Here is a 24815-nt window from a genome sequence, read left to right as displayed (position 1 = left end):
CCTGATGTACGCCGAAGAATCGAAGCTACAGGGAGCCGATGTGTCCGCAGTCGCACCCGACGGACGCAAGATGCTGCGCCTGGAGGTCCGGAACGCCCAGACCCCCATCGAGCGCAAGCCCGAGTGGATCAAGACCCGGGCGAAAATGGGCCCCGAGTACACGAAGATGCAGAACCTCGTGAAGAGCGAGGGTCTGCACACGGTCTGCCAGGAGGCGGGCTGTCCCAACATCTACGAGTGCTGGGAAGACCGCGAGGCCACCTTCCTCATCGGCGGTGACCAGTGCACCCGGCGCTGCGACTTCTGCCAGATCGACACGGGCAAGCCGCAGGCCCTCGACCGCGACGAGCCGCGCCGCGTGGGCGAGTCCGTCGTGACGATGGACCTGAACTACGCCACGATCACCGGCGTCGCCCGCGACGACCTGGAGGACGGCGGCGCCTGGCTGTACGCGGAGACCGTGCGCCAGATCCACGCGATGACGGCGGACCGCGCCGAGGGCCAGACCAAGGTCGAGCTCCTCATCCCCGACTTCAACGCGGACCCGGACCAGCTGGCCGAGGTCTTCTCGTCCCGCCCCGAGGTCCTCGGGCACAACGTGGAGACCGTGCCGCGCATCTTCAAGCGGATCCGCCCCGGCTTCCGCTTCGAGCGCTCGCTCGAGGTCATCACCCGCGCCCGCGAGGCCGGTCTGGTCACCAAGTCGAACCTCATCCTCGGCATGGGCGAGGAGCGCGAGGAGATCAGCGAGGCGCTGCACGCCCTGCACGACGCGGGCTGCGAGCTCATCACGATCACCCAGTACCTGCGCCCGACGCCGCGCCACCACCCCGTGGAGCGCTGGGCCAAGCCCGCAGAGTTCGTGGAGCTGAAGGAGGAGGCCGAGGAGATCGGCTTCTCCGGGGTCATGTCCGGCCCGCTGGTCCGCTCCTCGTACCGGGCCGGCCGTCTCTACCAGATGGCGATCGAGAAGCGTGGCGCGTACGTCGCCTCGCAGGCGGTGTGATCCGGTCGGTGTGATCCGAGCTGTGTGATCCGAGCTGTGTGATCCGAGCCGTGTGATCCGAGCCGTGTGATCCGAGCCGTGTGATCCGGTCGGGAGCCCGACTGTGTGAATCGGCGCACAAGTAACTACCGGCCAGTAGTAGCCGAGATGATGCGGTCCACGCAGTCCCCGCAGGTGAGGGGACCGTATGGGCCGCATCAGCGTTTTGGGGCTCAGCGTCAAGGTTTCATCGGTGTTTGACCGGTCGGTCACGCCCTGGTAACACCAATCAGTGACCCTGGAATTACCCCACGTACAGCCCTACCCATAGCCGCTCAGGAGGGCCCCACCATGCAGGCCGCGCCCGTACGCGCCACCGCCATCCCGTCCGTCACCGACGCACTGCGTGCCGTCGAGTCGCTGCTCATGAGCGGCGGCCAGCGCACCGCACGCCGCAACGCCTGGACGTCCGTGCTCGACGACCGGCGCCGCGCCAAGGACCGGGCCGAGGCGCTGCGCGTGCTCGAAGAGGCGATGACAACCCGCACGTCGTAGTCACTTCCAGGGACACGTAGACTTCAGGACATGGCGAGGAAGGAAACCGCGGCGGACGCCGCGAACCCCGGGCGACTCAAGCAGATCGCTCTGACCTACAAGATGACCCGCAAGGCCGATCCGCGGATCGGGCTTGTCATCGCGGCTGTGGGAATCGTCACCTTCGGTGTCTTCCTCGCGATCGGTTTCGCGATCGGCCACCCGATCTATCTCGGCATTCTCGGCTTTGTGCTCGCCTTCCTCGCGATGGCGATCGTCTTCGGGCGCAGGGCCGAGCGGGCCGCCTTCGGGCAGATGGAGGGCCAGCCCGGTGCGGCGGCCGCGGTGCTCGACAAGATCGGCCGCGGCTGGACGACGACTCCGGCGGTGGCGATGAACCGCAGCCAGGACGTCGTGCACCGCACGGTCGGCAAGGCGGGCATCGTGCTCGTGGCCGAGGGCAACCCGAACCGGGTGAAGAGCCTGCTGGCCGCCGAGAAGAAGAAGATGGCGCGCGTCGTCTCCGACGTCCCGGTGCATGACGTCATCGTCGGCACCGGCGAGGGCGAGGTCCCGCTGAAGAAGCTGCGTACGACGCTTCTGAAGCTCCCCCGCGTCCTCCAGGGCCCGCAGGTCACGGCGACCAACGACCGGCTGCGCGCGATGGGCGACCTGATGAGCAACATGCCGCTGCCGAAGGGGCCGATGCCGAAGGGCATGCGGATGCCTCGCGGCGGACCGAAGATGCGCTGACCCTGTCTCTACGTCGACGAAGGCCCCGGAACCGAAGCGGTTCCGGGGCCTTCGTCGTTCGGATTCCGGGGCCTTCGTCGTGCGGATTCCGGGGCCTACGTCGTACGGAAACGATCAGATCCGCACCTGGACCGCGCGGGCGAGGCGGTCGTGCAGGCCACGGCCGTCTCGGTCCCAGATCAGGGCCGGGATGGCGAGGCAGAGCAGCAGGCTGCGGACGACGGTCCAGCCCATGCCGAGCCGGCCGCCGCCCTCGGCGACGACGCGCAGCTTGAAGAGCGCCTTGCCCGGGGTGCAGCCGACGGTGCCGACGGTCAGCACGTTGAGCGCGAGGAAGACCCCCAGGCCCCAGTTGCCCATCGCCTGCTGGTCACCGCGCGCGAGCAGGCCGTATGCGATGAACAGGCACAGGGCCCAGTCGACGACGACGGCGCCGATCCGGCGCCCCGGCCGCGCGACCGAACCCGGCCCCTCCTCCGGCAGGCCGAGCTGCTCGCCCCGATAGCCGAAGTCGACGCCCGCGTCCTCTGCCGCCGCACGCGGGCCGGACAGCCACGATCCGATTACTTTCCTGTTGTCCACCCGTCCACGGTACTGCGCCCGATTTCGTACGAGGACGGGCGGGGTAGGACGAATGGCGCCCGCCTCGCACCCGGCCCGGTTAACTTCGGCGAAACAAATGGGTCATGCTTGAGAAATCCCCCGTCCCTATGGTCGGGTCCCAGCGTGTGCCACCGCACTGGCCGCACAACGAGCTGCAACCCCGTACCCACCTGGGGGCCGGGAGTAGGAGGAGTTGGATGTTCCAGAACGCCGACGACGCAAAGAAGTTCATCGCGGACGAGGACGTGAAGTTCGTAGATGTCCGGTTCTGCGACCTGCCCGGAGTGATGCAGCACTTCACCATCCCGGCAGCGGCGTTCGACCCGAACGAGGAGCTGGCCTTCGACGGCTCGTCGATCCGCGGGTTCCAGGCCATCCACGAGTCCGACATGGCGCTGCGCGCGGACCTGTCGACCGCCCGGGTCGACCCCTTCCGCCGCGACAAGACCGTCAACATCAACTTCTTCATCCACGACCCGATCACGGGCGAGCAGTACAGCCGTGACCCGCGGAACGTGGCGAAGAAGGCGGAGGCGTACCTGGCCTCGACGGGGATCGCCGACACCGCGTACTTCGGCCCCGAGGCCGAGTTCTACGTCTTCGACAACGTCCGCTTCCAGACGTCGGCGAACGAGAGCTTCTACCACATCGACTCCGAGGCCGGCGCCTGGAACACCGGCTCGACCGAGAACAACCGCGGCTACAAGGTCCGCTACAAGGGTGGCTACTTCCCGACCCCGCCGGTCGACCACTTCGCCGACCTGCGTGCCGAGATCTCCTTGGAGCTGGACAAGCAGGGCCTCCAGGTCGAGCGCCAGCACCACGAGGTCGGCACGGCCGGCCAGGCGGAGATCAACTACAAGTTCAACACGCTGCTCGCCGCGGCCGACGACCTGATGCTCTTCAAGTACATCGTGAAGAACGTCGCCTGGCGCAACGACAAGACCGCGACCTTCATGCCGAAGCCGATCTTCGGCGACAACGGCTCGGGCATGCACGTCCACCAGTCGCTGTGGGCCAACGGCGACCCGCTGTTCTACGACGAGCAGGGCTACGCGGGCCTCTCGGACACCGCCCGCTACTACATCGGCGGCATCCTCAAGCACGCCCCGTCGCTGCTGGCCTTCACCAACCCGACGGTGAACTCCTACCACCGCCTGGTCCCCGGCTTCGAGGCCCCGGTCAACATGGTCTACTCGCAGCGCAACCGCTCCGCGGCCATGCGTATCCCGATCACGGGCTCGAACCCGAAGGCCAAGCGCGTCGAGTTCCGTGCCCCGGACCCGTCCTCGAACCCGTACCTGGCGTTCTCGGCGCTCCTCCTCGCGGGCCTGGACGGCGTCAAGAACAAGATCGAGCCGCCGGAGCCGATCGACAAGGACCTCTACGAGCTGGCCCCCGAGGAGCACGCGGGCGTCGCCCAGGTCCCGACCTCGCTCCCGGCGGTCCTCGACGCCCTCGAGACGGACAACGAGTACCTCCAGGCGGGCGGCGTCTTCACGTCCGACCTGATCGAGACGTGGATCGACTACAAGCGCACGAACGAGATCGCCCCGATCCAGCTGCGGCCGCACCCGCACGAGTTCGAGCTGTACTTCGACATCTAAGCCGCTGGGTCGTGACCTGCGGAAATCAGTGAGGGCCGCCGCCTCGGTACGAGGTGGCGGCCCTCAGCTCGGTTACGGACCGCTCCACCTCCGCGTCGACCAGGTCGTGGTTGAGCGCGAAAGCCGCCGTCGCGCCCATGCCCGCGGCGGAGATAACCAGCGCTCGCGCGTCGGCGACGTTGCCGACGGTCCTGCGCACCCCTATGACGACGGCGTCGTATGTGTTCTGCCCTGTCGTCTGCCCGTTCTTCTGCGTGTCGCTCACTGCGATCACCTCCGGGGCACAGGCTGCGCCGAGCGCGCCTCAGCCGACCATTACTGTTGCCGATTCCGGGACAGGAAGTGAATGCGTTCGCCCTGCTTCCCGAAGAGGCTGAGCACCTCGACGCTGCCCCGGCCCGCCGCACCGAACCAGTGCGGGATGTTGCAGTCGAACTCGACCGCCTCGCCCGGTCCGGCGACGAAGTCGCCGTCGCCCAGCTTCACGCGAAGCCGCCCGCGCAGTACGAAGAGCCATTCGTGGCCCGCGTGGGTGCGTAGATGGGGTTCGGTGTCGTGCGCCGGGATCGTCAACTTGTAGGCACGTGGCTCCGCTTGCTGCCGTGACAACGGGATCAGCACTCGGCCGTCTTTCCTCGTGGGCTTCTGCGGCACGCGCGGATCGAGGATCCGTGGTGCGGCGACGATCTCGTCGAGCGGGATACCGAGGGCCGCGGTGATCGGCAGGAGGAGTTCGAGGCTCGGCTTGCGCTGAGCGGATTCCAGCCGGGACAGCGTGCTGGTCGAGATGCCCGTGGCGCGGGCGAGTTCGGCCAGGCTGATGTCCTTCTTCTCGCGGGCACGTCGCAGGCGGGGGGCGATCTGCTCGATCACGGCGTCGACACTCGGTTGCTCGTCCATGGTCGGCAGGGAATCAACATGTCCCGGAAACGGCAACGGTTTTTGTCGGGGCCCTGCGCATCTCCCGATCCTTTGGGCTGCCGTCGTGATCCGGATGGACCACCGCTACGGGCTCGATGAAGACGAAGCCGATGACGAAGACGATGACGATGACGATGACGAAGAGGGTGGGTCCTGATGGTCAGAACCGAAACGATGTCGGGCCGGAGCACTGGCTCCGGGCGGCTGCCCGCAGGCGTTTACCTGCTGGGCTTCAGCCTGTTCGCCATGGGAAGCGCGGAGTTCCTGCTTGCGGGTGTACTGCCCGCCGTCGCCGACGACTTGGACGTCTCGCTGTCCTCGGCCGGGATGCTCATCACCGCGTTCGCCGTCGGTGTCGTGGTCGGAGGGCCGCCGTTCGCCGTGCTCAGCCTGCGCTGGCCGCGCCGCACCGCGCTGGTGGCCACGCAGGCCGTCTTCGCGGCCGGTGTGGCCGCCGGGCTGCTCGGCGACTATCAGGTGCTGCTGGTCACGAGAGTGGTGTCGGGCATCGCCTACGCGGGGTTCTTCGCCGTCGCGTCGGTGACCGCGATCAGCCTGGTGACGCCGGACCGCAACGCCCGCGCTTCCGGTGTCGTGGTCAGCGGCCTCAGCCTGGCGATGGTCGCCGGTGGTCCTGCGGGCACACTGCTGAGCCACTTCACCGACTGGCGCGGGGGCTTCTGGGCCGTCGTCGTCTTGACGGTCGCTGGGATGGCCGGTTGCCTTCTCGGGCTTCCCGCCACCAGGTCGGGCGCCTCATCGGCCGTCGCGCCGTGTGTGTCTGCCGAGCTGGCCACGATGCGCAGGCCCGCGCTCTGGAGCATGCTCGCGATCACTGTCCTGACCACTGCGGCGTACATGATCTCGTTCAACTATCTGGCGGCGATGCTCACGGACATCACCGCCCTTCCCGAGGTCTGGGTCCCTGCGATCCTCGCGCTGTTCGGAATCGGCTCCTTTGTGGGTCTGTCCATCGGCGGGCGCGTCTCCGACCGGCGCCCCCACCTCGCGCTGCTCACCGGCGCGACGGCGATCGTGCTCCTGTCGGTCGTGCTGGTCGCGGCGGTCGAGGAGGTCTGGGCCGTGGTGCCGACCGTGTTCCTGCTCGGTGTCGCCGCGTTCGTGCTGAACCCCGCGATCTACGGGCGCGTCTTCGCGATCGCGGCCGATGCCCCGACCCTCGCCGGCGCCACGACCGTGTCGGCGTTCCAGCTGGGCATCAGCATCACCCCCGTACTGGCAGCAGCCGCGTTCACCCAAGGCGCCTCGCTCACCTCGGTCGGCTGGATCGGGGCCGCCCTCGCCGTGGCCGCTGTTCCGCTCGTCCTCCTCGACCGGGCGCGCCGGGCCGGCTGAGACTGTGGCGAGGGCCGCCGTCCCGGTCGGGGTGGCGGCCCTCGCTGTGTTCAGTGTGGTGCCCCTGGAGTCAGGGACGCGTCACTTGTATTCAGGCTCGCGTCACTTCGAACCGGAGCCCTCGAAGCCGTAGTGGCGCGCGTCATCCCCGTCGTTGTTCCAGTCGAGCAGCAGGGCGCCGTCGGTGTACGCGCTCTTGCCGCCCACGTACTTCTTCGCCGTGGACGTGGTCCACGAGCCGTTGCCGCTGCCGTTCATGGTCGCCAGGTTGTCCTGGATGTAGAACGTCTTCTTGCCGAGTACGGTGTCCGCGCCGCCGTCGGCGTGCTTCACGTACAGCCGGAAGTGGGCGTTGTCGAAGGTGTTCGACAGGTCCGTACCGGCGTACCACGGCGGGGCGTCCCAGCTCACGGTTGCCTTGGCGTAGATGTAACCGCCGGAGCGGGCCACGCAGTTCTTGACGGTGAAGTCCCAGTTGTCGCCCCAGGGACCGGAGTAGCCAGCGTCGTCGATGGTGCGGGAGCTGGAGTTGCACTTCCAGCTCAGCGCGGAGGCCGGGGTCGCGGCCAGGACCGCGGTGCCGGCGACGGTCGCGCCGACCAGTGCGGCCGCGACGGCCTTCCGCGCGGCGGACGAGCGTGGCACGGACGGTATGTGACGCATGCTCAGTTTCATGGATCCCCTCGTTGGTGTTGCGTCCATCGCCCCACCCGAACAGGGCGTTCCTGCTCGGCTTCATGCGGGGCGGTGATCATTTACCTTAGCGATCCATTGCCGTGCGTTCGACTTGCGTTCCACTGATCACCACCGCAGCTTCACGGAACACCCCGAGGTGGACCCGCTCAGTCCGACTCCGACCCCGACCCCGACCCCGGCCGCGTACGTCGGGCGTACGCGCGGGCCGCTCGGGCGCGGTCGCCGCAGCGGGTGGAGCACCAGTGGCGGCGGCCGTGCCGCAGCAGGTAGCGGTTGCAGGGGGCGGAGCCGCAGGCGGTGAGGCGGTCGGCGGCGGGGCCGGTGAGCAGGTCGGCGGCGTCGGCGGCGAGGGTCGCCAGGGCGTGCTCGACGATCTGCGTCGTGGGGTGGGAGGCGGCCCGGTACAGCCCGCGGGCGGGGTCCCAGTGCAGCAGGGTGGCCGCGGGCGCTCTGGTCAGTGCCTCGTTGAGTGCGGCGAGCGCGCTCGACGGGGGCGGGCATCCGTCGACCCGGGCGGCGAGCAGGGAGCGGATCTGCTCCCGCAGGGCGCGGAGTTGGGCCGTACACATCTCCTGGAGTCCGGCGTCGGCCGGGGCGAGGTCGTGCGCGAAGAGCCACTGGTTGGCGGCGGCCGGGGTGCCGAGGAGGTCGGTGAACTGGCCGCCGGGCAGGGCGATGGCGCTGTTGGCGAAGTCGAGGGCGGCGTACCGCTCCGCGCCGGGGGCGGGTGGGGGCGTCGACTCTTCGACAGGCGGGGGCGTCGACCCTTCGACAGGCGGGGGCGTCGACTCTTCGGCAGGCGGGGGCGTCGACTCTGCTGCACCCGGCGACGGCGGCTCTGCGGCACCCGGCGACGGCGGCTCGGCCGCGCCCGTCGCCCGCGCCTCAGCGATCACGTACTCCTTCACGTGCCTCATGGTACGTCTTGCCCTCATCCGTGAGAAACGACTAACGTCCTCACGGATAACTCGACCCCCATCCGTGAGGTGCGTTTCATCATGGCTGCTTCCATGGCTGCTTCCGGCACGACCTACGACCAGCTCCCCGTACGCGTCTTCGGCGGCCCGACCGCCCTCTTCGAGTACGGCGGGCTGAGGTTCCTCACCGACCCCACCTTCGACGCGCCCGGCGACTACTACCCGGTGCCGGGCGGCCCCGGCCTGACCAAGACCGCGCCCGCCGCCGGCTCCCCCGCCGACCTCGGCCACGTCGACGTGGTCCTGCTCTCGCACGACGAGCACCCGGACAACCTCGACGACTCCGGGCGGGCCCTGCTCGCCGACGTGCCGCTCACCCTCACCACCCCGGGCGGCGGGCGCCGCCTTGGGGATGGCGCGAAGGGCCTGGCCGACTGGGAGGCCATAGAGCTCGAGCGGCCCGGCGGCGGGCGGGTGACCGTGACGGGCGTGCCCGCCGTCCACGGTCCGGGGCCGCGCGGGGACGTCGAAGCGGTGACCGGTGAGGTCGTCGGCTTCGTCCTGACCGGGGACGGACTTCCCACGGTCTACGTCAGTGGCGACAATGCCTCCCTCAGCGCGGTCGGGGAGATCGCCGCGCGGTTCGGGCCGGTGGACACCGCCGTGCTGTTCGCCGGGGCTCCCCGCTTCCCGTTCCTGTTCGACGGTGCGCCCATCGTCCTCGACAGCGCCCAGGCCGCGGAGGCCGCCAAGATCCTGGGGGCGCGCCGGGTCGTTCCCGTCCACTTCGACAGCTGGGCCCATTTCACCGAGGGGCGCGAGGAGTTGGTCTCCGCCTTCGCCGGGGCGGGGCTCGCGGATCGCCTCGATCTGGGCTGAAGACCTGAAGTGACGGCGTGTCACGGCGACCCGACAAAAGCTCGGCGATCAACCATGTCCCCCTCCATCAAGGGGAGTTACCGTGTGACGATGTCCTAGCGTGAGTCTCCCGGACAGGTCGGCATCGAGATTCGGTTGGTCAGGTGACAGAAGCTCTTCCGATGCGCACGGTGGTCATCCTTACGGCACTTCGGCTGGAGTACGAGGCCGTACGAAGTCATCTCGCCGACCCTCAGCCACAGTGGCACGCCGACGGCACCTTCGTGGAGGTCGGGTCCCATCAGGGCGACCACGCCACCTGGCGGGTCGCCCTGGCCGAGATCGGCGAGGGCAACCAGGCCGCCGCCGCGCTGACGGGGCAGTTGCGCGCCTGGCTGCAGCCCGACGCGCTGTTCTTCGTCGGGATCGCGGGCGGCGTGAAGAGCGACATCCAGCTCGGACGTCGTCGTGGCGACCCGTGTGCACGCGGTGCACGGAGGCAAGGAGTCCGCGGAGGGCTTCAAGTCACGCCCACGGAGCTGGGAAGCCTCGCACCGGCTGCTTCAGGCCGCGAAGTTCGCTCTGCGCGGCCCGCAGTGGCGCGGCACGGTCCACTTCAAGCCGGTCGCGGCCGGCGAAGTCGTGCTCAACAGCCCGGACTCCGCCCTCGCCGCGCAGCTCGACGAGCGGTTCAACGACGCCGTGGCCATCGAGAGGGAGAGCGCGGGCGTCGCCCAGGCGGCCCACCTCGCCGGCACGCTCTGGCTCACCATCCGCGGCATCAGCGACAAGGCCGACGGCCAGAAGCACATCACCGACGCCGCCGGTTCCCAGCCGGCCGCCGCCGGGAACGCGGCCGAGGCCGCCTTCGCCGTCCTGAGCGCGCTCAAGCCGGCACCCCCCGGTGAAGCGCCGCAGGTCGAAGCGCTGCCCGTTGAAGCACCGCCTGTCGAAGCACAGACCGGCGAAGCACCGCCCGGCGAAACACGGACCGGCGAAGCCGCCCACGAGAACCCGACCGGACAGACGCCCGTCAGCCAGGCGCAGAGCGAGCCGACCCCCGAGCGCCAGGCGAGCGAACGGGCCCGCACCCCGACACCGGTCTGTACGACACCCTGGACGCGGCGGTGAAGAACCTGCGCGAGGACTACGACCCGGCGGCCATCAACGCGGTCGTGCTGCTGACCGACGGCGTCAACGAAGACAGCGACAGCCTCTCGCTCGACAAGCTCCTGAAGCGGATCGGTGATCGCGGACAGCCGCAGATCCGGGTGTTCACGATTGCCTACGGCGACAAGGCGGACGAGAAGGACGCCGGGGGCAGGACCGTCCTCCAGGAAGTCGCCTCCGCCACCGGAGGCCGGGCGTACGACGCGAAGAACCCCAAACTCATCAATGATGTGATCACCAGCGTGATCTCCAATTTCTGAGAAAAGCGTGATCTCTAACTCGTGATCTCTGACTCGTGATCTCTGACTCGTGATCTCTGACTCGTGATCTCTGACTCGTGATCTCTAATTTCTGAGAAACCGGATCGCCGGGCGCCCGTCCGTGGCCCCGGTCACCACCGCCCGCACCCCGTACACCTTCGCGATGAGCTCCTCCGTGATCACCTCGGCGGGGGTGCCCGACGCGTAGGTCCTGCCCTCGTGCAGGACCAGCAGGTGGTCGCAGAACATCGCCGCCAGGTTGAGGTCGTGCAGGGCGATGACGCTCGTCACGGGGAGGTCGGCCACCAGGGAGAGGAGGTCCAGCTGGTGGTGGATGTCCAGGTGGTTGGTGGGCTCGTCCAGGAGGAGTTCGCGGGGGTTCTGGGCCAACGCGCGGGCTATCTGGACGCGTTGGCGTTCGCCGCCGGAGAGGGTGTGCCAGGACTGGGCGGCGCGGTCGGTGAGGCCGGTGCGGTCGAGGGCATCGGACACCGCCTCGTCGTCCTGCGCGGTGGGCGGTGACCAGGCCCTGCGGTGCGGGATGCGGCCCAGGCGTACGACGTCTCGTACGGTCAACTCGACCTGGGTCACGGAGTGTTGGTCGACCACAGCCACTCTGCGCGCCACCGTGCGGCGGCCGAGTTCCGGCAGCGGGCGGCCGTCCAGGGTGACCACCCCCGAGGCCGGGGACAGCACACCGGCGAGCAGGCGCAGGAGGGTGGACTTGCCCGAGCCGTTGGGGCCGAGGAGGCCGACCGTCGCACCCGGCGGCGGGGCGATGCTCACCCCGTCGACGACGAGGCGCCCGCCCGCCCGGCGGCTGACCCGGTCCGCCCCCAGGCCGGCGGTCATAGGGCCGCCTTCCGCGTGCGGTAGAGGACCAGGACGAACGCAGGGACGCCGATCAGCGACGTCACGACTCCCACCGGCACCTCCTGCGGGTCAAGGACCGTGCGGGCCAGGGTGTCCACCCACACCAGGAACACCGCGCCCGCCAGCGCCGTGACCGGGAGCAGCCGCGCGTGCCCGGAGCCGACCACCGCGCGGGCCGCGTGCGGCAGGACCAGGCCCACGAAGCCGATGGCGCCCGCGCTGCTGACCAGGACCGCCGTCAGGAGGGCCGTGACGGAGAGCAGGATCAGACGGGTGCGGGCCACCTGGACGCCCAGCGTCGCCGCCGCGTCCTGGCCGAACGCGAAGGCGTCCAGGGTGCGGGCGTGCGCCAGGCAGACGGTGAGCGCCGCCAGGAGGACCGCCGCGCAGATCCATACGTCCGTCCAGCCCACCCCGCTGAGCGAGCCGAGCAGCCAGAACAGCACCCCGCGCGTCGTCTCCGCGTCGGCCGCCGTCAGGATCACGAACGAGGTGAGCGCCGAGAACAGCTGCATGACCGCGACCCCGGAGAGCACGACGCGGTCGGCGCTGCCGCCCAGCGCGTGGCTGAGCAGCAGGACCAGCGCGAACGAGCACAGGGCGCCGGCGAAGGCGCCCGCCGAGACCGAGACGGCTCCCCCGCCGACCCCCAGGACGACCACCGCGACCGCCCCCGTGGACGCCCCGGAGGAGACACCGAGGACGAAGGGGTCGGCGAGCGGGTTGCGCAGGAGGGACTGGAGGACGGTCCCGCAGACCGCGAGGCCCGCGCCGCACACCGCGGCGAGCAGGGTGCGCGGCATCCGCAGGTTCCAGACGATGCCGTCCCGCAGCGGCGTAAGGCGCGTCTCTCCCCCGCCGAGGTGCGCCACGACCGCCGAGAACACGTCCGGTACGGAGATGGCGGCGGGGCCGATGGTGACGGCCACCGCCACGGAGAGCGCGAGCGCGGCGGCGCCCGCCGTCCACAGCAGGGCGCCGCGCGCTTGCGTCACTTGGCGAGCCCGAACTCGCGCAGGGCGTCCGCGACTTGCTCCACTCCGTCCACCGTCCGGATCGTGGGGTTCATCGCCTGGCCGCTGAGCAGGACGTACCGCTTCTTCTTCACGGCGGTCAGGTTCTTGGTGACCGGGTTGGACTCCAGGAACTCGATCTTCTTCTCCGCGCTCTCGGCGGTCTGCGACGTGCGGGTGAGGTCGCCGATGACCAGGACGTCGGGGTCGCGGTCCGCCACCGTCTCCCAGTTGATCTGGGGCCACTCCTCGCGGGTGTCGTCGAAGACGTTCTCGGCGCCGAGCTCGCGCGTGATGATGCCGGGGGCGCCGCAGCAGCCCGCTATGTAGGGGGACTTGGAGTCGGAGAACCAGTAGAGGAGCGTGGTGTCGGAGGCGTCGATGTCCTGCTTGGCCTTCGCCAGGCGGGACTTCAGGTCGGCGACGAGGCGCTCGCCGCGCTTCTGGACCCCGAACGCCCGTGCCAGGTCGCGCACTTCGCCGTACACCGTGTCCATGGTGAGCGTCTTGACGCGGCTGCCGTCGCCGTCACCGGCGTTGTCCTTGCCCGCGCAGTCGGTGGGCGAGACGTACGAGGGGACGCCGAGCTCGGTGAACTTGGCGCGGTCGGCGACGCCGCCCTGGCTCACCGTCGCCAGGAAGGAGGCGGTCACGAAGTCCGGCTCCTGGGCCAGGACCTTCTCGAAGGAGGGGTAGCGGTCGGAGAGGCGCTCGACCTTGGCGTTCTCCTTCTCCAGGCCCTTCAGTACCGGGTCGGTCCAGGTGCCGGTGCCGACCATGCGGTCGGCGAGGCCCAGGGAGAGCAGGATCTCGGTGGAGCCCTGGTCCAGGGAGACCGCCCGCCGCGGCGGCGCCTTGATCTCCGACTTCTTGCCGCAGGAGGTGAGGGTCAGCGGGTAGCCTGCGGCCTTCTTTTCCGTGGTGGAGGGGGTCGACGAGCCGCCGCAGGAGGTCAGCGTGACGGCCAGGGCCATGCCGAGGAGGACGGGCATACGTACACGACGGGCTGTGGAGGACACACGATCCCTTGAGTCTCACGGCTCATACGCGGAGCCTGGCCTGCTTGATCACCTCCGCCGCCCGGTGCGCGGACGGAGGTGCCAGCAGGTCTTCGGACTCGGGGATCGGCCGGACGGGGCGCCTTCCCAGGCGTCCGTGGACGCCCAGTGGCCGTTGCCCCGCCCGTTCCCCCTCACCGCTGCGCGTCAGTTCCGGATTCGCACCGGATTCCCTGGCCCTGGTGTGGGTTCGACTGGCGTGCGCAAATTATCACGCGGGCCGGGGCGAGCCGCGGTAGGTGCCGAAGGACCACTTGTTGCCCTCGGGGTCGGCGATGGCGAACTCCCGGCTGCCGTACGGCTGGTCCTCGATCTCGCGGATGATCTTCACTCCGGCGTCGGTGAGGCGCCGGTGCAGATCGTCGACGTGGTCGGTGACCACGTACGCCCCGAAGGTGCCCGGCTTCAGGCACCAGTCCTGGGACTTCTCGTCGTACGAGCCGAGCATCACGGCGCCGCCCTCGGGCCAGTCGAGCTCGGCGTGGGCCACGCGGTCGCCGTCCTCGTACACGGCGGTGCGCAGGAAGCCGACCGTGCCGACCAGGAAGTCGATCAGGGCGGGCGCGTCATGGGCCTGGAGGGTCGGCCAGACGTCGGGGGCGCGGCCCGCGGGGGTGGATGCGGTCTGGGTCTGCTGCTTCTCGGTGGTGTCCATGGCTCCTACTCTTCGCCCCCTCCATGGCTCCCGGCTTGGATATTCCGGCACTCTTCGGCCAGCCAGCCGCTGGGGCTCGTGCCGGTGTACTGCCGGAAGTCCCGCACCAGGTGGGAGTGGTCGTAATAGCCGCAGTCGGCGGCGACCCGCGCCAGATCGGGCGCGCCGCCCGCGGCGACGGAGCGCACGACGGTGTTCCGCGCGCGCTGGAAGCGCATCAGGCGGGCGGCCTGCTTGGGGCTGAGCCCCAACTCGGCGCGGAAGAGGGCGGTGAGGCGGCGCTCGCTGAGCGCGACGTGCCGGGAGAGACCGCCGAGCGTGCCCGCGCCCCGGTGCCTGGCCAGCCAGGCCCAGGCCTCCGCGACCTCGGGGCGGACGGATCCGCCGGTGCCGTCGGCGGCCACGCGCTGCCTCAAGTAGGCGGCCAGGGCGGCGAATCGCTCCTCCCAGCCGTCCCGCTCGCACAGCAGCTCCCGTACGTCGGCTGCGCGGCGCCCCATCACATCGGCGCCGGACGTGACGATGTCGCCGGTCAGTTCGGCGGCCGGTACGCCGAACAGGGCGCGGGCGGCGAGCGGATGGACGGCGAGCTGGATGCCCGCCTCGTGCTCGGGCCGCACGACGTACGCCGGGGACTGGTGCAGTCCGCCCAGGACGATGTCCGTGCTGATCGCGTCGGCGCCGCCCGCCTGCTCGGGGGTGAGGCCGCTGACGACCGGACCGTCGAGCGAGAAGATCAGGGTCAGATACGGGGACGGCAGGCCGCGGTGCAGGCCAGGACTCTCGCCCGTGGTGCGGTAGCCGACCGCGGACACGACCATGCCGTCGAGCCGCGGGACGGCCCGCACGAACTCGCGGGAGCCGGTCTTCATACGTTCCAGTATGCGATGGACGGGGCGTGGGCGCGGGGCGGAAGCGTTGGATGCTGCTACCCGCTCACGGGCTCCGCATGCCCCTATTCACCGGTGACGTCGATCATGGGAATCCGGTGTCTGACCTCGTACGATGACCCGCCGCTCCGGACGGGGCGCAGACCGCTCTCAGGGGGCAGAAACATGGCAGTAGGAGCAAAGGGCAGGCTCGCGGTTCTCGGTACGGCGGGCGCGCTCACCGCGGCGGTGCTCGCGGGCACGGCGCTCTGGCCGGGCACGGAGGCGACGGCGGCGGAGACCTCCGCCAAGACCGCGGCCGAGCTGCCGCACTGGCCGAAGCCGGTCGCCGCGAAGCTCGGCAAGGTCATCTCGGCCAACGACCACAAGGGCGCGTACGCCGTCTTCGACGCGGACAACACGACGTACCGCAACGACCTGGAGGAGTCCCTCCTGCCCTTCCTGGAGATGAAGGGGGTGCTGACCCGCGCGTCGATGGACCCGTCCCTCAAGGTCATCCCCTTCAAGGACACGGCGAAGCACAAGGAGAGCCTGTACAGCTACTACAACCGGCTCTGCGAGGTCGACGACCAGGTCTGCTACCCGTGGGCCGCGCAGATCTTCTCCGGTTTCACGCTGAAGGAGCTCAAGGGGTACGTCGACGAACTCCTCGCCCACGACAAGCCGATCCCGGCCGAGTACTACGAGGACGGCAAGCTGACCAAGACCGAGGTCGAGCCGCCCGAGTTCTTCACCGGCATGCAGGAGCTCTACAAGTCCCTGCGCGCGCACGGCATCGAGGTGTACGTCGTCAGCGCGGCGAGCGAGGACCTGGTGCGGATGGTCCTTTCGGACCCCAAGTACGGCTACAACGTGAAGCCCGAGAACGTCATCGGCGTCGGCCTCCAGCTCAAGGACCGCAAGACCGGTGAAGTCACCAGCTCCCGCAAGGAGATCGCCGAGGGCCGCTTCGACGAGAAGAAGCTCGCCGGGCGCGAGCTCACGCCGAACCTGTGGGCGCCGCTGACCTGGTATCAGGGCAAGCCCGCGGCCATCAACACGTACATCGACGAGTGGAGGAAGCCGGTCCTGGTGGCGGGCGACACCCCGGTGAGCGACGGCCCGATGCTGTTCCACTCCGCCGATGTGGAGCACGGCGGGGTGCGGGTCTGGGTCAACCGCAAGGACAAGTACATGAAGCAGCTGAACGACATGAAGCAGACCAACGCCGACCGGCAGCGGGAGCTCGGCCAGAAGGTCACCGCCGACAAGCGGTGGCTGACGGTGGTGCCGGACGAGATCCGCTAGCTCTCGCGGAGCGCCGCGAAGGTCTCGGCGATCCGGGTGCGGTCGGCGCCGTCCGCGATGAGGGCGTGCAGGAAGAGCCTGGCCTTGGGGGCGTCCAGCGGGCCCGCGGGGATGAGGCCGCGCCGGATCAGGTCGTACTCGGAGCCGGGCCCCCGGTAGGTCTGGCTGAGAGTCGTGCCCGCGCCGGTGCGGGACGCGAGGACCACGGGGATACGCGTGGTCAGCTCGGCCAGCGGTTCGACCAGCCAGGTCGGTACGTGGCCCGCGCCGAAGGCCGCGACGACCAGGCCGTCGAACCGCCCGTCCACGGCTTCGAGGAGTTCACCGCGGTCGCCCATCGAGAGGGTGACGAGGGCTACGCGGATGGGGGTCCGGAGGCGGAGGGGGCGTTCGACGGTGGGGCGTGCCGGGCGGAGGTGGATGCGGGGTGTGCCCTCGACGACCGTGCCGAGGGGGCCCGCGCCGGGGGACGCGAACGTCGCGGTGGATGTGGTGTGCGTCTTGCGTACGTGGCGTGCTGCGTGGATCTCGTCGGCCAGGACGGTGAGGACGCCGAGGCCGGCGCAGGCCGGGTCGGCGGCGACGGCGATGGCCGCGGCGAGGTTCGCGGGGCCGTCGGCGCCGGGGAGGTCCGGGCGGCGCATGGCGCCCGTGACGGCGATGGGGGTGCGGGGGCGGGGCGTGCAGGTCAGGTCGAGCAGGAAGGCGGTCTCCTCCAGGGTGTCGGTGCCCTGGACGACCACGACGCCGTGACCGGCCGCCGTCGCCTCGTCCACCTGGGCCGCGAGGGCGGTGATGTCCTCGATGGTGAGGGAGGAGCTGGGGAGTCGGCGGAAGTCGTGGACTTCCACGGCGACGTCGGGCGACACCTGAGCCAGGAGCTCGTCCCCGGTGAGACGGGGTGAACTCCCGCCGCGCTGGGCGGAGATGGTGCCGCCGAGGGTGAAGGTGGTGACGGTGGTCGGCATGCGGAGATTCTCGCATCACCGGCTCCGCCGAGTTCGTCCTCAGACGCCGGGCAGGCTGGATACCACGCCGGAGGCGATCGCCTCGCCCAACGCCGCGTGATCCGCCGCGTTCTGCACGGCGTACCGCAGCGCGAAATCCGCCACGGCGCGGTCGAACGGGTCGGAGCCGCCCAGGTACGCGGCTATCGCGATCCGGTCGCCGGAGCGGGCGTGCGCTCGGGCGAGGGCCGTGCCGCACAGGCCCGCGTAGAGGGAGAGTTCCGCGGGCTTCATGGAGGTCACGTCCGCCGAGCCCTTCATGTCGCGGAGCTGGCGCCAGTAGAAGGCGCGGCCCTGGGGGCCGGTCATCCAGCCCAGGAAGATGTCGCCCGCGGCCTGCAGCAGCCGCTGGCCCGCGACCACCCGGTGACCGGGGTGGCGGTACGGGCCCTGCGGCAGGTGGTCCTCGAGGACCGATCGCATCGCCTCCTTGATCTGGAGGAAGAGCGGGTCGGCGGCGTCGCGGCCCGCCAGCAGGACGATGAAGCAGCGGGTGCCCACGCTGCCGACGCCGACCACCTTCCGCGCCGCGTCCACGAAGTGGTAGCGGTCGAGGAGGAGCCTGCGCTCCTCGGAGAGCGTGGAGCGGTAGTCGCCGAAGATCTTCCGCAGCGCCGCCATGTCGGGCGCGCCCACCGGTTCGAGGAGCGGTGGATCGTGGATGATGCGGCGCTCTCCGTCCACCTGCTCGGTCAGCTTGCCCAGCGCCTGGAGGCTGGTGCGCCGACGGGCGCGGTCGAGGGTCGTCGTCACCCGCTCGCGGTCGCCGGTGGAGTCGATGAGGGTCAACAAGTCGTGGGCGTCTATGCGTTCGTACCAGACGGCGAGTTCGCCGAGCCCGGCAAGGCGTCGCATCGAGGTCCGGTACGCCGTCGCCGCCGCGAGGGCCGCGTCGCGGGCGGCGTGTTCCGCGTGGCCGTTGTCGCGGGCGGCCACGGCGATGCTGGCGACCAGGCGTTTGACGTCCCATTCGAAGGGGCCGGGGTAGGTCTCGTCGAAGTCGTCGAGGTCGAAGAGCAGGGCGCGTTCCGGCGAGGCGAACAGGCCGAAGTTCAACAGGTGGGCGTCGCCGCAGAGTTGGACCGTCAGGCCGGTGTCCCGCTGGACGGCGAGGTCGCCCGTCATGACGGCGGCCGCGCCGCGCAGGAAGGCGAAGGGGGACGCGGACATCCTGCCGTAGCGGATGGGCAGGAGTTCCTGGACACGGTCCGCGCCCTGGCGTTCCAGGACGGCCACCGGGTCGGGGCGGTCGGCCGAGGGTATCCAGGCGCCGTGCGAGGAGCGGGACGCGCGTTTGCGGGCCGCCTTGCCTAGCCGCGCGCGTTCGGCCGGGGTGGTCATGGCCCGCTCCCCTCTCCGATGGTGGCTCCCGGCAACAGCCTCCTCTCAGGGGCAGCCAATGCCGCCTGGGGCGCGTACGCATGCCGGGTACGGCAAATGGGTGACGCGCCCACTCCTGGGCAGCGGCCGTCAGCCGCCGCCCGGGCTCGCCCAGGCCGCCACCCGCTTGGCCAGCGCCCCGCCCGCCCGCGTCCACGCGAAGTGGTCGAGGTGACCGCCCGCCTCCTGCGCGGAGTAGTGGCGGCGCGTGAGGCGGGCGCCCGGCACCTTCCCGACGAGGTGGTCGACCGCGGGCGCGGGGGCCAGGGTGTCGCCCTCGACGGAGACCGCGAGGACGGGCAGGGTGAGGGCGCGCAGGGCGGCCTCGTAGTCGTGCCGGGAGCCGGTGGCGGCGTAGCGGCCCGTGCGGCCCTGGCGTGCCCAGTCCCGCATGACGCCCTTGCTCTGGTTGCCGCCGAAGCCGAGCCGCACGCCCGGCCACCGGCCGAGCAGCGTCGCCGTCGCCGCGGCGAACAGCTCGCCGACGAGCAGCAGGGGTCCGCGCAGCCGGCCGTACGCACGGAACCAGACCGATCCGGAGGCCACGAGGGCGACTCCGTCGACACCGGGGCCGATCCCCAACGCGGCGTGCACCAAACCGAGTTGACCGCCCAGGCTGTGCCCGAGGAGGTACAGCGGGGGTTCGGGACCGAGTTCGGCGCGTATCGCCTCGATGACGGCCACCAGGTCCTGCTCCACGATCACGCGGTAGCCATGGTCGACGGCGGCGGCGTCCGTCACGCGCGGAGTGCTCTCGCCCTGCCCCCGCAGGTCCACGGTGAGCGCGGTCAGGCCCTCGCCGTGCAACTGGTGCGCGAAGGCCCGGTAGTAGCGGGCGGGTGTGCCCATGGCGGGCAGGATCAGGACGGCCGGCGCGGGACCGGGTGCCGCGGGACCGTCCTGCGCCGCATCGGCCCTGCGCAGAGCGCGGACGGGAAACCCTGCCCCGTCCGGGAGTTGAACGGTGACGAGCAGCGGCAGCTCACCGACTGACCGCGCACCGCCCGTGCCGGGCGACTGCTCCGAGACTGGTTCCTGCTGTGTCATGCGGCCAGCATGAACCACGCGTACGGGCGGGAACCCGCGGGCCCCCACCCGTACCGCTCACCTCAGCGCCTCAGCGCCTCAGCGGCTGTACCGCATCAGCGCGCGCACCATATGGCAGGTGATGTCCGACGGCGGATGGATTCCCACGTCCTCCGCCATGCTGCGGATCCTTGTGTTGCTCGCTTGGTTCGGTACGTAGACCCCCGCGTCGAGCAGGGCTATCGCCAGGCGCATGGCCTTCAGGCGCCGGTTGTGCGTGATGTACCACTCCCGGGGCCGTCCGGCCGGGAGCGGCCTCTTCTCCAGTGGTGCGTACGTCAGGTCGATCATCACGGGCCGGGAAGCGTTGCGCTTCGACTTCGACTTCGATGTGAGTGCGGCAGCGGGCACAGGCAATCCTCCTGTCGCGGTCAGGACCCCCGTCGGGAACCCTCGAACACTGCTTTGATTCTACTGCCCGGCACTGACAATCGCCGCTGGCCAGACGGCCTTTGGGGCGGTGTGACGGGTGGGTCGCGGGTAGCGTGTGACGCATGGAGATCTGGATCAATCCCGCCTGCTCGAAGTGCCGCGGCGCGCTCACCCTGCTGGATGCGGAGGGCGCCGACTACACCGTCCGCCGCTACCTCGACGACGTACCCACCGAGGCCGAGATCAGCGACGTACTCGAACGTCTCGGCCTCGAGCCCTGGGACATCACACGGACCCAGGAGCAGGCCGCCAAGGACCTGAACCTGAAGGACCGCGAGGCCTGGCCGCGCGACGCCTCCGGCCGCGCCCGCTGGATCAAGGCACTCGCCGGGCACCCCAAGCTCATCCAGCGCCCGATCATCACCGCCGACGACGGCACGGCGGTGGTGGCGCGCACGGAGGAGGCGGTACGGGACGCGCTGTCCCGCTAGCCCTTCAGCTGTCCCGCTAGCCCTTCAGCTGTCCCGCTAGCCCTTCAGCTGTCGCGCCGGCCCTTCACCCGAGGAACTCGGCCACCATGCGGTTCAGTTCGGCCGGGTTCGTGTGCGGCAGCGCATGGTGGCTGACGTCCGGCAGCACGGCCGTCCGCACATCGGGCAGCAGCTCGGCGGCGCGGGCGGCCACCTTGCCCACGTCGTGCGCGCGTCCGCTCCCGGCGAGCAGGACCAGGACGGGGAGCCTCAGGGTGCGGAGCGCTTCGGGGGCCGGGCGCGGGCCGGTGACCGGTTTCGCCGTGCGGAACTCGGCCGCGTGCTCCTGGAGCCGGAGCCAGTCGGCGTCGAGCGGGGCGCCGCCGGTCTCCCAGGCGAGGAACGTGCGGGTGCGCCGGGCCGAGGGGCGCAGCAGCGTCGGCAGCGCGTGCAGCAGATAGCCCGGCCTGAATCCGGTGAAGCACTGGGTCGGGTCGACGAGGACCAGGCGCCGGACGCGGTGGGGTGCGTGCAGGGCGTAGTGGAGCGCGATCCAGGCGCCGTACGAGTGCCCGCAGAGGTCGACCGCCGTATCCAATGCATCGCCCACGACCTGGTCGAGGAGCGCGTCCAGCCAGCCCGCCAGGTCGGCCACGGACCGGATCGGCCGGCTCGGCTCTGGCACGCTGCGGCCCGGCTCGCCGATCAGGTCGACGGCGTACACGCGCCGCGTGCGCGCCGGCTCTTCGACGTTCGCGAACCAGCTCCCCGCGGTCGCGCCGCCGCCGGGCAGCAGCACGAGGGGCGGGGCGTCGGCCGGACCGCACACCGTGACGTACGTGTCCCCGAAGGGAGTCGGGACGGTGCGGTGCACGGTCCCCTCGGGCCACTTCGCGAGGACCGTGTCGTACGCCGTGCGGAACGCGTCGGTGTCAGCCATGCGGCCACTATCTCGCTGATCACCGTCGAACGCGGCTCGGCCGTCGCGCTCGGCCGGTCCTTCTTCAGCGGAACAGCGGCTCTGAAGACGGCACGTGAAGTGGGCCACATCAGCCCCAGGTAACACGGGGTTCACATTCGAGCAATGGGCGGGAAATCGCCTGTTGGCAGGCTGCGCGGCATCACCACGGCACCGCAGCACCCGCACGTTCTGCGCCGTACCGAGCGTTTTAAGGATGAGCCCCCGTGACCTTCAAGGCCGAGTACATCTGGATCGACGGCACCGCGCCGACCGCCAAGCTCCGTTCGAAGACGAAGATCCTCGCGGACGGCGCCGAGCTTCCCACCTGGGGCTTCGACGGATCCAGCACCAACCAGGCCAAGGGTCACGCCTCCGACCGCGTGCTCAAGCCGGTCTTCACCTGCCCGGACCCGATCCGCGGCGGTGACGACGTACTCGTGCTGTGCGAGGTCCTCAACACGGACATGACGCCGCACGAGTCCAACACCCGCGCCGCGCTCGCCGAGCTCGAGGAGCGGTTCGCCTCGCAGGAGCCGATCTTCGGCATCGAGCAGGAGTACACCTTCTTCGAGGGCGACCGCCCGCTCGGCTTCCCGGTCGGCGGCTTCCCCGCCGCGCAGGGCGGCTACTACTGCGGCGTCGGCTCGGACGAGATCTTCGGCCGTGACGTCGTCGAGGCGCACCTGGAGAACTGCCTGAAGGCCGGTCTCGGCATCTCCGGCATCAACGCCGAGGTCATGCCCGGCCAGTGGGAGTTCCAGGTCGGCCCGCTCGCCCCGCTCGAGGTCTCGGACCAGCTGTGGATCGCCCGCTGGCTGCTCTACCGCACCGCCGAGGACTTCAAGGTCTCCGCGACCCTCGACCCGAAGCCGGTCAAGGGCGACTGGAACGGCGCCGGTGCGCACACCAACTTCTCCACCAAGGCGATGCGCGAGGGCTACGCCCCGATCATCACCGCCTGCGAGTCCCTCGGCGAGGGCTCGAAGCCGCTCGACCACGTCAAGAACTACGGCGCCGGCATCGACGACCGCCTCACCGGCCTGCACGAGACCGCCCCGTGGGACGAGTACAAGTACGGCGTCTCCGACCGTGGCGCCTCGGTCCGCATCCCGTGGCAGGTCGAGGTGGAGCAGAAGGGCTACATCGAGGACCGCCGCCCGAACGCCAACGTCGACCCGTACGTCGTGACCCGGCTGCTCGTCGACACGTGCTGCACCGCGCTGGAGAAGGCCGGTCAGGTCTGATCCCGTCCGTACGTTCCTGAAGAGGGCGCCCGCCGATTCGGTGGGCGCCCTCTTCGGCAGGGGGTGACCGCTCTTCTGCAGGGGGACACCGCTGCCCCTTCCCTCTGCCATCTGATTCAATGGGGGCATGGGCAGCCACAGGAACACAGCGACAGGTCGTCACCACGACCTCGAGCCGTTCTGGCCTTCCCGTCAGCACCATGACTTCGACCGGGTGTGTTGCCGCGCGATGAACGCGCAGGCCCGCTAAAGCCGTTCACCCGGCCTTCGCCTGACGCGCACGACGTACGTACGTCCTCGACGACTGACGACTCCTCGCGCGAAAGAGCTGATCCCCCATGGCGAACTCCCGTTCCTTCCCCGCGTCCACCGCAACCCCGCTCACCAGCCCCGCCCGTGGCCGGCTGCGGGCCGTCGATCCCGACGAGGTGGTGCAGATCACCGACTTCCTGCCGCCGGGCGCGACCTGGCTCCCCGCACCCCAGCACACGCTGCCCACGCTGCCGGGCCAGCCGCCGATGATCGGCTACTTGGTGCTCGTACCGGCCGGGCAGGAGGCCCCTGTCGTGGCCGAGCCCGAGCCGCGGCGGGAGGCCACGGGGCCCGGGGCGGGGCCCGTGTGGATCGATCCCGTGCAGCGTGCCGCGCAGGTCGACGGGGTGCCGCTCGACCTCACCTATCTGGAGTTCGAGCTGCTCGCGCATCTCGTCGCGCACCCCCACCGGGTGCACACGCGCGACCAGTTGGTGACCACGGTGTGGGGGTACGGGCACGTGGGCGACGGGCGGACCGTCGACGTCCACATCGCCCGGCTCCGGCGCAAGCTGGGTGCCGAGCACCGCAAGACGATCCAGACGGTGCGCCGCGTCGGCTACAAGTACGCGCCGCCGGCACCGCGCTGACCTCCCGCTCCTTCGGGTTTCTCGCTCTGCTTTCTCGCTCTGCTTTCTCGCTCTGCTGCGAGCAGAACCCTGTTCCCCCCGGCGGGCCTTGGCGGGCAGAGTCGTCGGCATGAGACTTCTGATGCTCGGCGGTACGGAGTTCGTGGGGCGGGCCGTGGTCGAGGCGGCGCTCGCGCGTGGCTGGGAAGTGACGGTCTTCCACCGCGGGCGCCACGATGCACCCGCCGGTGTGACGTCCCTGCACGGGGACCGCACGGCCGATGACGGGCTCGCGGCGCTCTCCGCCTCCGACGCGGAGTGGGACGTGGTCGTCGACACCTGGTCGGGGGCGCCGAGCGTCGTGCGCGATGCGGCGCGGGTCCTCGCGGGGCGTGCGGGGCGGTACGTGTATGTGTCGAGCGGCTCGGTGTACCGGTATCCGGGGGTCGCCGGGTCCGACGAGTCGTATCCGGTGGTCGAGGGCGACGCGGACGCCCGGTCCGTGGCGTACGCGGAGGACAAGCGAGGCGGGGAGCTCGCCGCCGTCGCGGAGTTCGGCGCGGAGCGGGTGGTGTTGGCTCGGGCCGGGCTGATCCTCGGTCCCTACGAGAACATCGGGCGGCTGCCGTGGTGGCTGAACCGGGTGGCGCGGGGCGGGCCCGTACTGGCGCCCGGGCCCCGGGAGTTGGACCTCCAGTACATCGACGTGCGGGACCTCGCCGAGTGGGTCCTGGACGCGGGGTTCTCGGGTCTTCACGGGGCGTACAACATCGTCTCCCCCATCGCGCACACCACGATGGGGGAGTTCCTTGAGGCGTGTGTCGCCGTGGCCGGGGCGGACGATGTGGAGCTGCGGTGGACGGATCCCTCGGTGATCGCCGATGCGGGGATCGAGCCGTGGATGGAGCTGCCGGTGTGGCTGCCGCCGGGGGAACTCCACGACACGATGCATCGCTCCTCGACGGAGAAGGCGGGGGC

At 70.4% G+C, this 24815-nt stretch carries 28 protein-coding genes and 1 riboswitch; of the genes, 13 read left to right on the top strand and 15 right to left on the bottom strand.

The annotated features are described in order from the left end of the window. The first annotated feature begins 40 nt into the window (after positions 1-40). The 3 genes from E2651_RS00145 to E2651_RS00135 all read left to right on the top strand — a co-directional run bounded on the left by E2651_RS00145 (position 41) and on the right by E2651_RS00135 (position 2272). A complete protein-coding gene (locus tag E2651_RS00145) occupies positions 41-1006 on the top strand; it encodes a lipoyl synthase (protein WP_135328863.1) in 966 nt (321 codons plus the stop codon). Positions 1007-1336: 330 nt separating this feature from the next. Next, positions 1337-1540 carry a hypothetical protein gene (locus E2651_RS00140; protein WP_135328862.1) on the top strand — a complete coding sequence of 68 codons (204 nt, stop codon included), beginning with the start codon at positions 1337-1339 and terminating at the stop codon, positions 1538-1540. A 30-nt stretch (positions 1541-1570) separates the two neighbouring features. Continuing rightward, a complete protein-coding gene (locus tag E2651_RS00135) occupies positions 1571-2272 on the top strand; it encodes a DUF4191 domain-containing protein (RefSeq protein ID WP_135328861.1) in 702 nt (233 codons plus the stop codon). A gap of 114 nt (positions 2273-2386) precedes the next feature. Here the strand turns inward: E2651_RS00135 and E2651_RS00130 are convergent, their stop codons facing one another. Further along, on the bottom strand, positions 2387-2854 hold the full coding sequence (locus tag E2651_RS00130; RefSeq protein WP_135328860.1) for an RDD family protein: 468 nt from the start codon (positions 2852-2854) through the stop codon (positions 2387-2389). 218 nt (positions 2855-3072) lie between these two features. Here E2651_RS00130 and glnA point away from each other — a divergent pair, with 218 nt between their 5' ends. Continuing rightward, positions 3073-4482, top strand: coding sequence for a type I glutamate--ammonia ligase (gene glnA, locus E2651_RS00125; RefSeq protein ID WP_135328859.1), 1410 nt, complete (start codon positions 3073-3075; stop codon positions 4480-4482). A 25-nt stretch (positions 4483-4507) separates the two neighbouring features. On the opposite strand, the gene E2651_RS00120 is transcribed toward glnA, so the two are convergent. Together E2651_RS00120 and E2651_RS00115 are read right to left on the bottom strand one after the other, a co-directional pair. Further along, entirely contained in the window at positions 4508-4747 is a 240-nt protein-coding gene (locus tag E2651_RS00120; protein ID WP_209446025.1) for a hypothetical protein, read from the bottom strand. Positions 4748-4797: 50 nt separating this feature from the next. Beyond that, positions 4798-5382 (bottom strand): XRE family transcriptional regulator, encoded by a 585-nt coding sequence (locus tag E2651_RS00115; RefSeq protein ID WP_135328858.1) that lies wholly within the window; start codon positions 5380-5382, stop codon positions 4798-4800. Between the two features lie 177 nt (positions 5383-5559). Between E2651_RS00115 and E2651_RS00110 the strand changes: the two genes are divergently transcribed. Beyond that, positions 5560-6759 carry an MFS transporter gene (locus tag E2651_RS00110; RefSeq protein ID WP_245238464.1) on the top strand — a complete coding sequence of 400 codons (1200 nt, stop codon included), beginning with the start codon at positions 5560-5562 and terminating at the stop codon, positions 6757-6759. 102 nt (positions 6760-6861) lie between these two features. On the opposite strand, the gene E2651_RS00105 is transcribed toward E2651_RS00110, so the two are convergent. Then, entirely contained in the window at positions 6862-7422 is a 561-nt protein-coding gene (locus E2651_RS00105; RefSeq protein WP_135328857.1) for a hypothetical protein, read from the bottom strand. A 179-nt stretch (positions 7423-7601) separates the two neighbouring features. Further along, the gene (locus tag E2651_RS00100) at positions 7602-8363 is read right to left on the bottom strand and encodes an ABATE domain-containing protein (RefSeq protein WP_348541589.1); all 762 of its coding nucleotides are present in this window, start codon (positions 8361-8363) and stop codon (positions 7602-7604) included. A 102-nt stretch (positions 8364-8465) separates the two neighbouring features. Here E2651_RS00100 and E2651_RS00095 point away from each other — a divergent pair, with 102 nt between their 5' ends. The 3 genes from E2651_RS00095 to E2651_RS00080 all read left to right on the top strand — a co-directional run bounded on the left by E2651_RS00095 (position 8466) and on the right by E2651_RS00080 (position 10660). Further along, on the top strand, positions 8466-9251 hold the full coding sequence (locus E2651_RS00095) for an MBL fold metallo-hydrolase (RefSeq protein WP_135328953.1): 786 nt from the start codon (positions 8466-8468) through the stop codon (positions 9249-9251). Positions 9252-9698: 447 nt separating this feature from the next. Then, positions 9699-10361 carry a hypothetical protein gene (locus tag E2651_RS00085; protein WP_135328855.1) on the top strand — a complete coding sequence of 221 codons (663 nt, stop codon included), beginning with the start codon at positions 9699-9701 and terminating at the stop codon, positions 10359-10361. Continuing rightward, positions 10358-10660, top strand: coding sequence for a VWA domain-containing protein (locus tag E2651_RS00080; RefSeq protein WP_167828630.1), 303 nt, complete (start codon positions 10358-10360; stop codon positions 10658-10660). Before E2651_RS00085 ends, E2651_RS00080 begins: the two co-directional genes overlap by 4 nt. A gap of 84 nt (positions 10661-10744) precedes the next feature. On the opposite strand, the gene E2651_RS00075 is transcribed toward E2651_RS00080, so the two are convergent. From E2651_RS00075 to E2651_RS00055, 5 genes are all read right to left on the bottom strand, one after another. Continuing rightward, on the bottom strand, positions 10745-11512 hold the full coding sequence (locus E2651_RS00075) for an ABC transporter ATP-binding protein (protein ID WP_135328853.1): 768 nt from the start codon (positions 11510-11512) through the stop codon (positions 10745-10747). Continuing rightward, complete coding sequence (locus tag E2651_RS00070) at positions 11509-12528, bottom strand: iron chelate uptake ABC transporter family permease subunit (protein ID WP_135328852.1); 1020 nt, start codon at positions 12526-12528, stop codon at positions 11509-11511. Before E2651_RS00070 ends, E2651_RS00075 begins: the two co-directional genes overlap by 4 nt. Then, positions 12525-13538, bottom strand: a complete 1014-nt coding sequence (locus E2651_RS00065) for an ABC transporter substrate-binding protein (protein ID WP_167828629.1) — start codon at positions 13536-13538, stop codon at positions 12525-12527. Before E2651_RS00065 ends, E2651_RS00070 begins: the two co-directional genes overlap by 4 nt. 92 nt (positions 13539-13630) lie before the next feature. Further along, positions 13631-13818: riboswitch (cobalamin riboswitch) on the bottom strand. Beyond that, on the bottom strand, positions 13816-14259 hold the full coding sequence (locus E2651_RS00060) for a VOC family protein (protein WP_135328850.1): 444 nt from the start codon (positions 14257-14259) through the stop codon (positions 13816-13818). It overlaps the preceding riboswitch by 3 nt. A gap of 5 nt (positions 14260-14264) precedes the next feature. Beyond that, positions 14265-15131, bottom strand: coding sequence for a helix-turn-helix domain-containing protein (locus E2651_RS00055; protein ID WP_135328849.1), 867 nt, complete (start codon positions 15129-15131; stop codon positions 14265-14267). A 183-nt stretch (positions 15132-15314) separates the two neighbouring features. Between E2651_RS00055 and E2651_RS00050 the strand changes: the two genes are divergently transcribed. Continuing rightward, positions 15315-16436, top strand: a complete 1122-nt coding sequence (locus E2651_RS00050) for a haloacid dehalogenase-like hydrolase (RefSeq protein ID WP_135328848.1) — start codon at positions 15315-15317, stop codon at positions 16434-16436. On the opposite strand, the gene E2651_RS00045 is transcribed toward E2651_RS00050, so the two are convergent. The 4 genes from E2651_RS00045 to E2651_RS00030 form a co-directional block, all read right to left on the bottom strand. Continuing rightward, entirely contained in the window at positions 16433-17404 is a 972-nt protein-coding gene (locus E2651_RS00045; RefSeq protein ID WP_135328847.1) for an asparaginase, read from the bottom strand. The two genes, E2651_RS00050 and E2651_RS00045, sit on opposite strands and share 4 nt — an antisense overlap. A 39-nt stretch (positions 17405-17443) precedes the next feature. Next, entirely contained in the window at positions 17444-18784 is a 1341-nt protein-coding gene (locus E2651_RS00040; protein ID WP_135328846.1) for a DUF2252 domain-containing protein, read from the bottom strand. Between the two features lie 129 nt (positions 18785-18913). Beyond that, a complete protein-coding gene (locus E2651_RS00035) occupies positions 18914-19870 on the bottom strand; it encodes an alpha/beta fold hydrolase (RefSeq protein WP_135328845.1) in 957 nt (318 codons plus the stop codon). Between the two features lie 78 nt (positions 19871-19948). Beyond that, positions 19949-20260 carry a hypothetical protein gene (locus tag E2651_RS00030; protein ID WP_135328844.1) on the bottom strand — a complete coding sequence of 104 codons (312 nt, stop codon included), beginning with the start codon at positions 20258-20260 and terminating at the stop codon, positions 19949-19951. A 143-nt stretch (positions 20261-20403) separates the two neighbouring features. Between E2651_RS00030 and E2651_RS00025 the strand changes: the two genes are divergently transcribed. Continuing rightward, a complete protein-coding gene (locus E2651_RS00025) occupies positions 20404-20772 on the top strand; it encodes an arsenate reductase family protein (RefSeq protein WP_135328843.1) in 369 nt (122 codons plus the stop codon). Between the two features lie 64 nt (positions 20773-20836). Here the strand turns inward: E2651_RS00025 and E2651_RS00020 are convergent, their stop codons facing one another. Next, a complete protein-coding gene (locus E2651_RS00020; protein ID WP_135328842.1) occupies positions 20837-21691 on the bottom strand; it encodes an alpha/beta fold hydrolase in 855 nt (284 codons plus the stop codon). Positions 21692-21936: 245 nt separating this feature from the next. On the opposite strand from E2651_RS00020, the gene glnII reads away from it, so the two are divergent. The 3 genes from glnII to E2651_RS00005 form a co-directional block, all read left to right on the top strand. Then, a complete protein-coding gene (gene glnII, locus E2651_RS00015; protein WP_135328841.1) occupies positions 21937-22956 on the top strand; it encodes a glutamine synthetase in 1020 nt (339 codons plus the stop codon). A 338-nt stretch (positions 22957-23294) separates the two neighbouring features. Further along, a complete protein-coding gene (locus E2651_RS00010; RefSeq protein WP_135328840.1) occupies positions 23295-23858 on the top strand; it encodes a winged helix-turn-helix domain-containing protein in 564 nt (187 codons plus the stop codon). A gap of 109 nt (positions 23859-23967) precedes the next feature. Beyond that, the coding region (locus E2651_RS00005; protein WP_135328839.1) for an NAD-dependent epimerase/dehydratase family protein at positions 23968-24815 on the top strand (848 nt) is incomplete at its 3' end.

Source organism: Streptomyces sp. MZ04 (assembly GCF_004684775.1).
In the GTDB taxonomy this organism is placed as follows: Bacteria; Actinomycetota; Actinomycetes; order Streptomycetales; family Streptomycetaceae; genus Streptomyces.
This window is presented reverse-complemented; position numbering and strand designations above follow the sequence as displayed.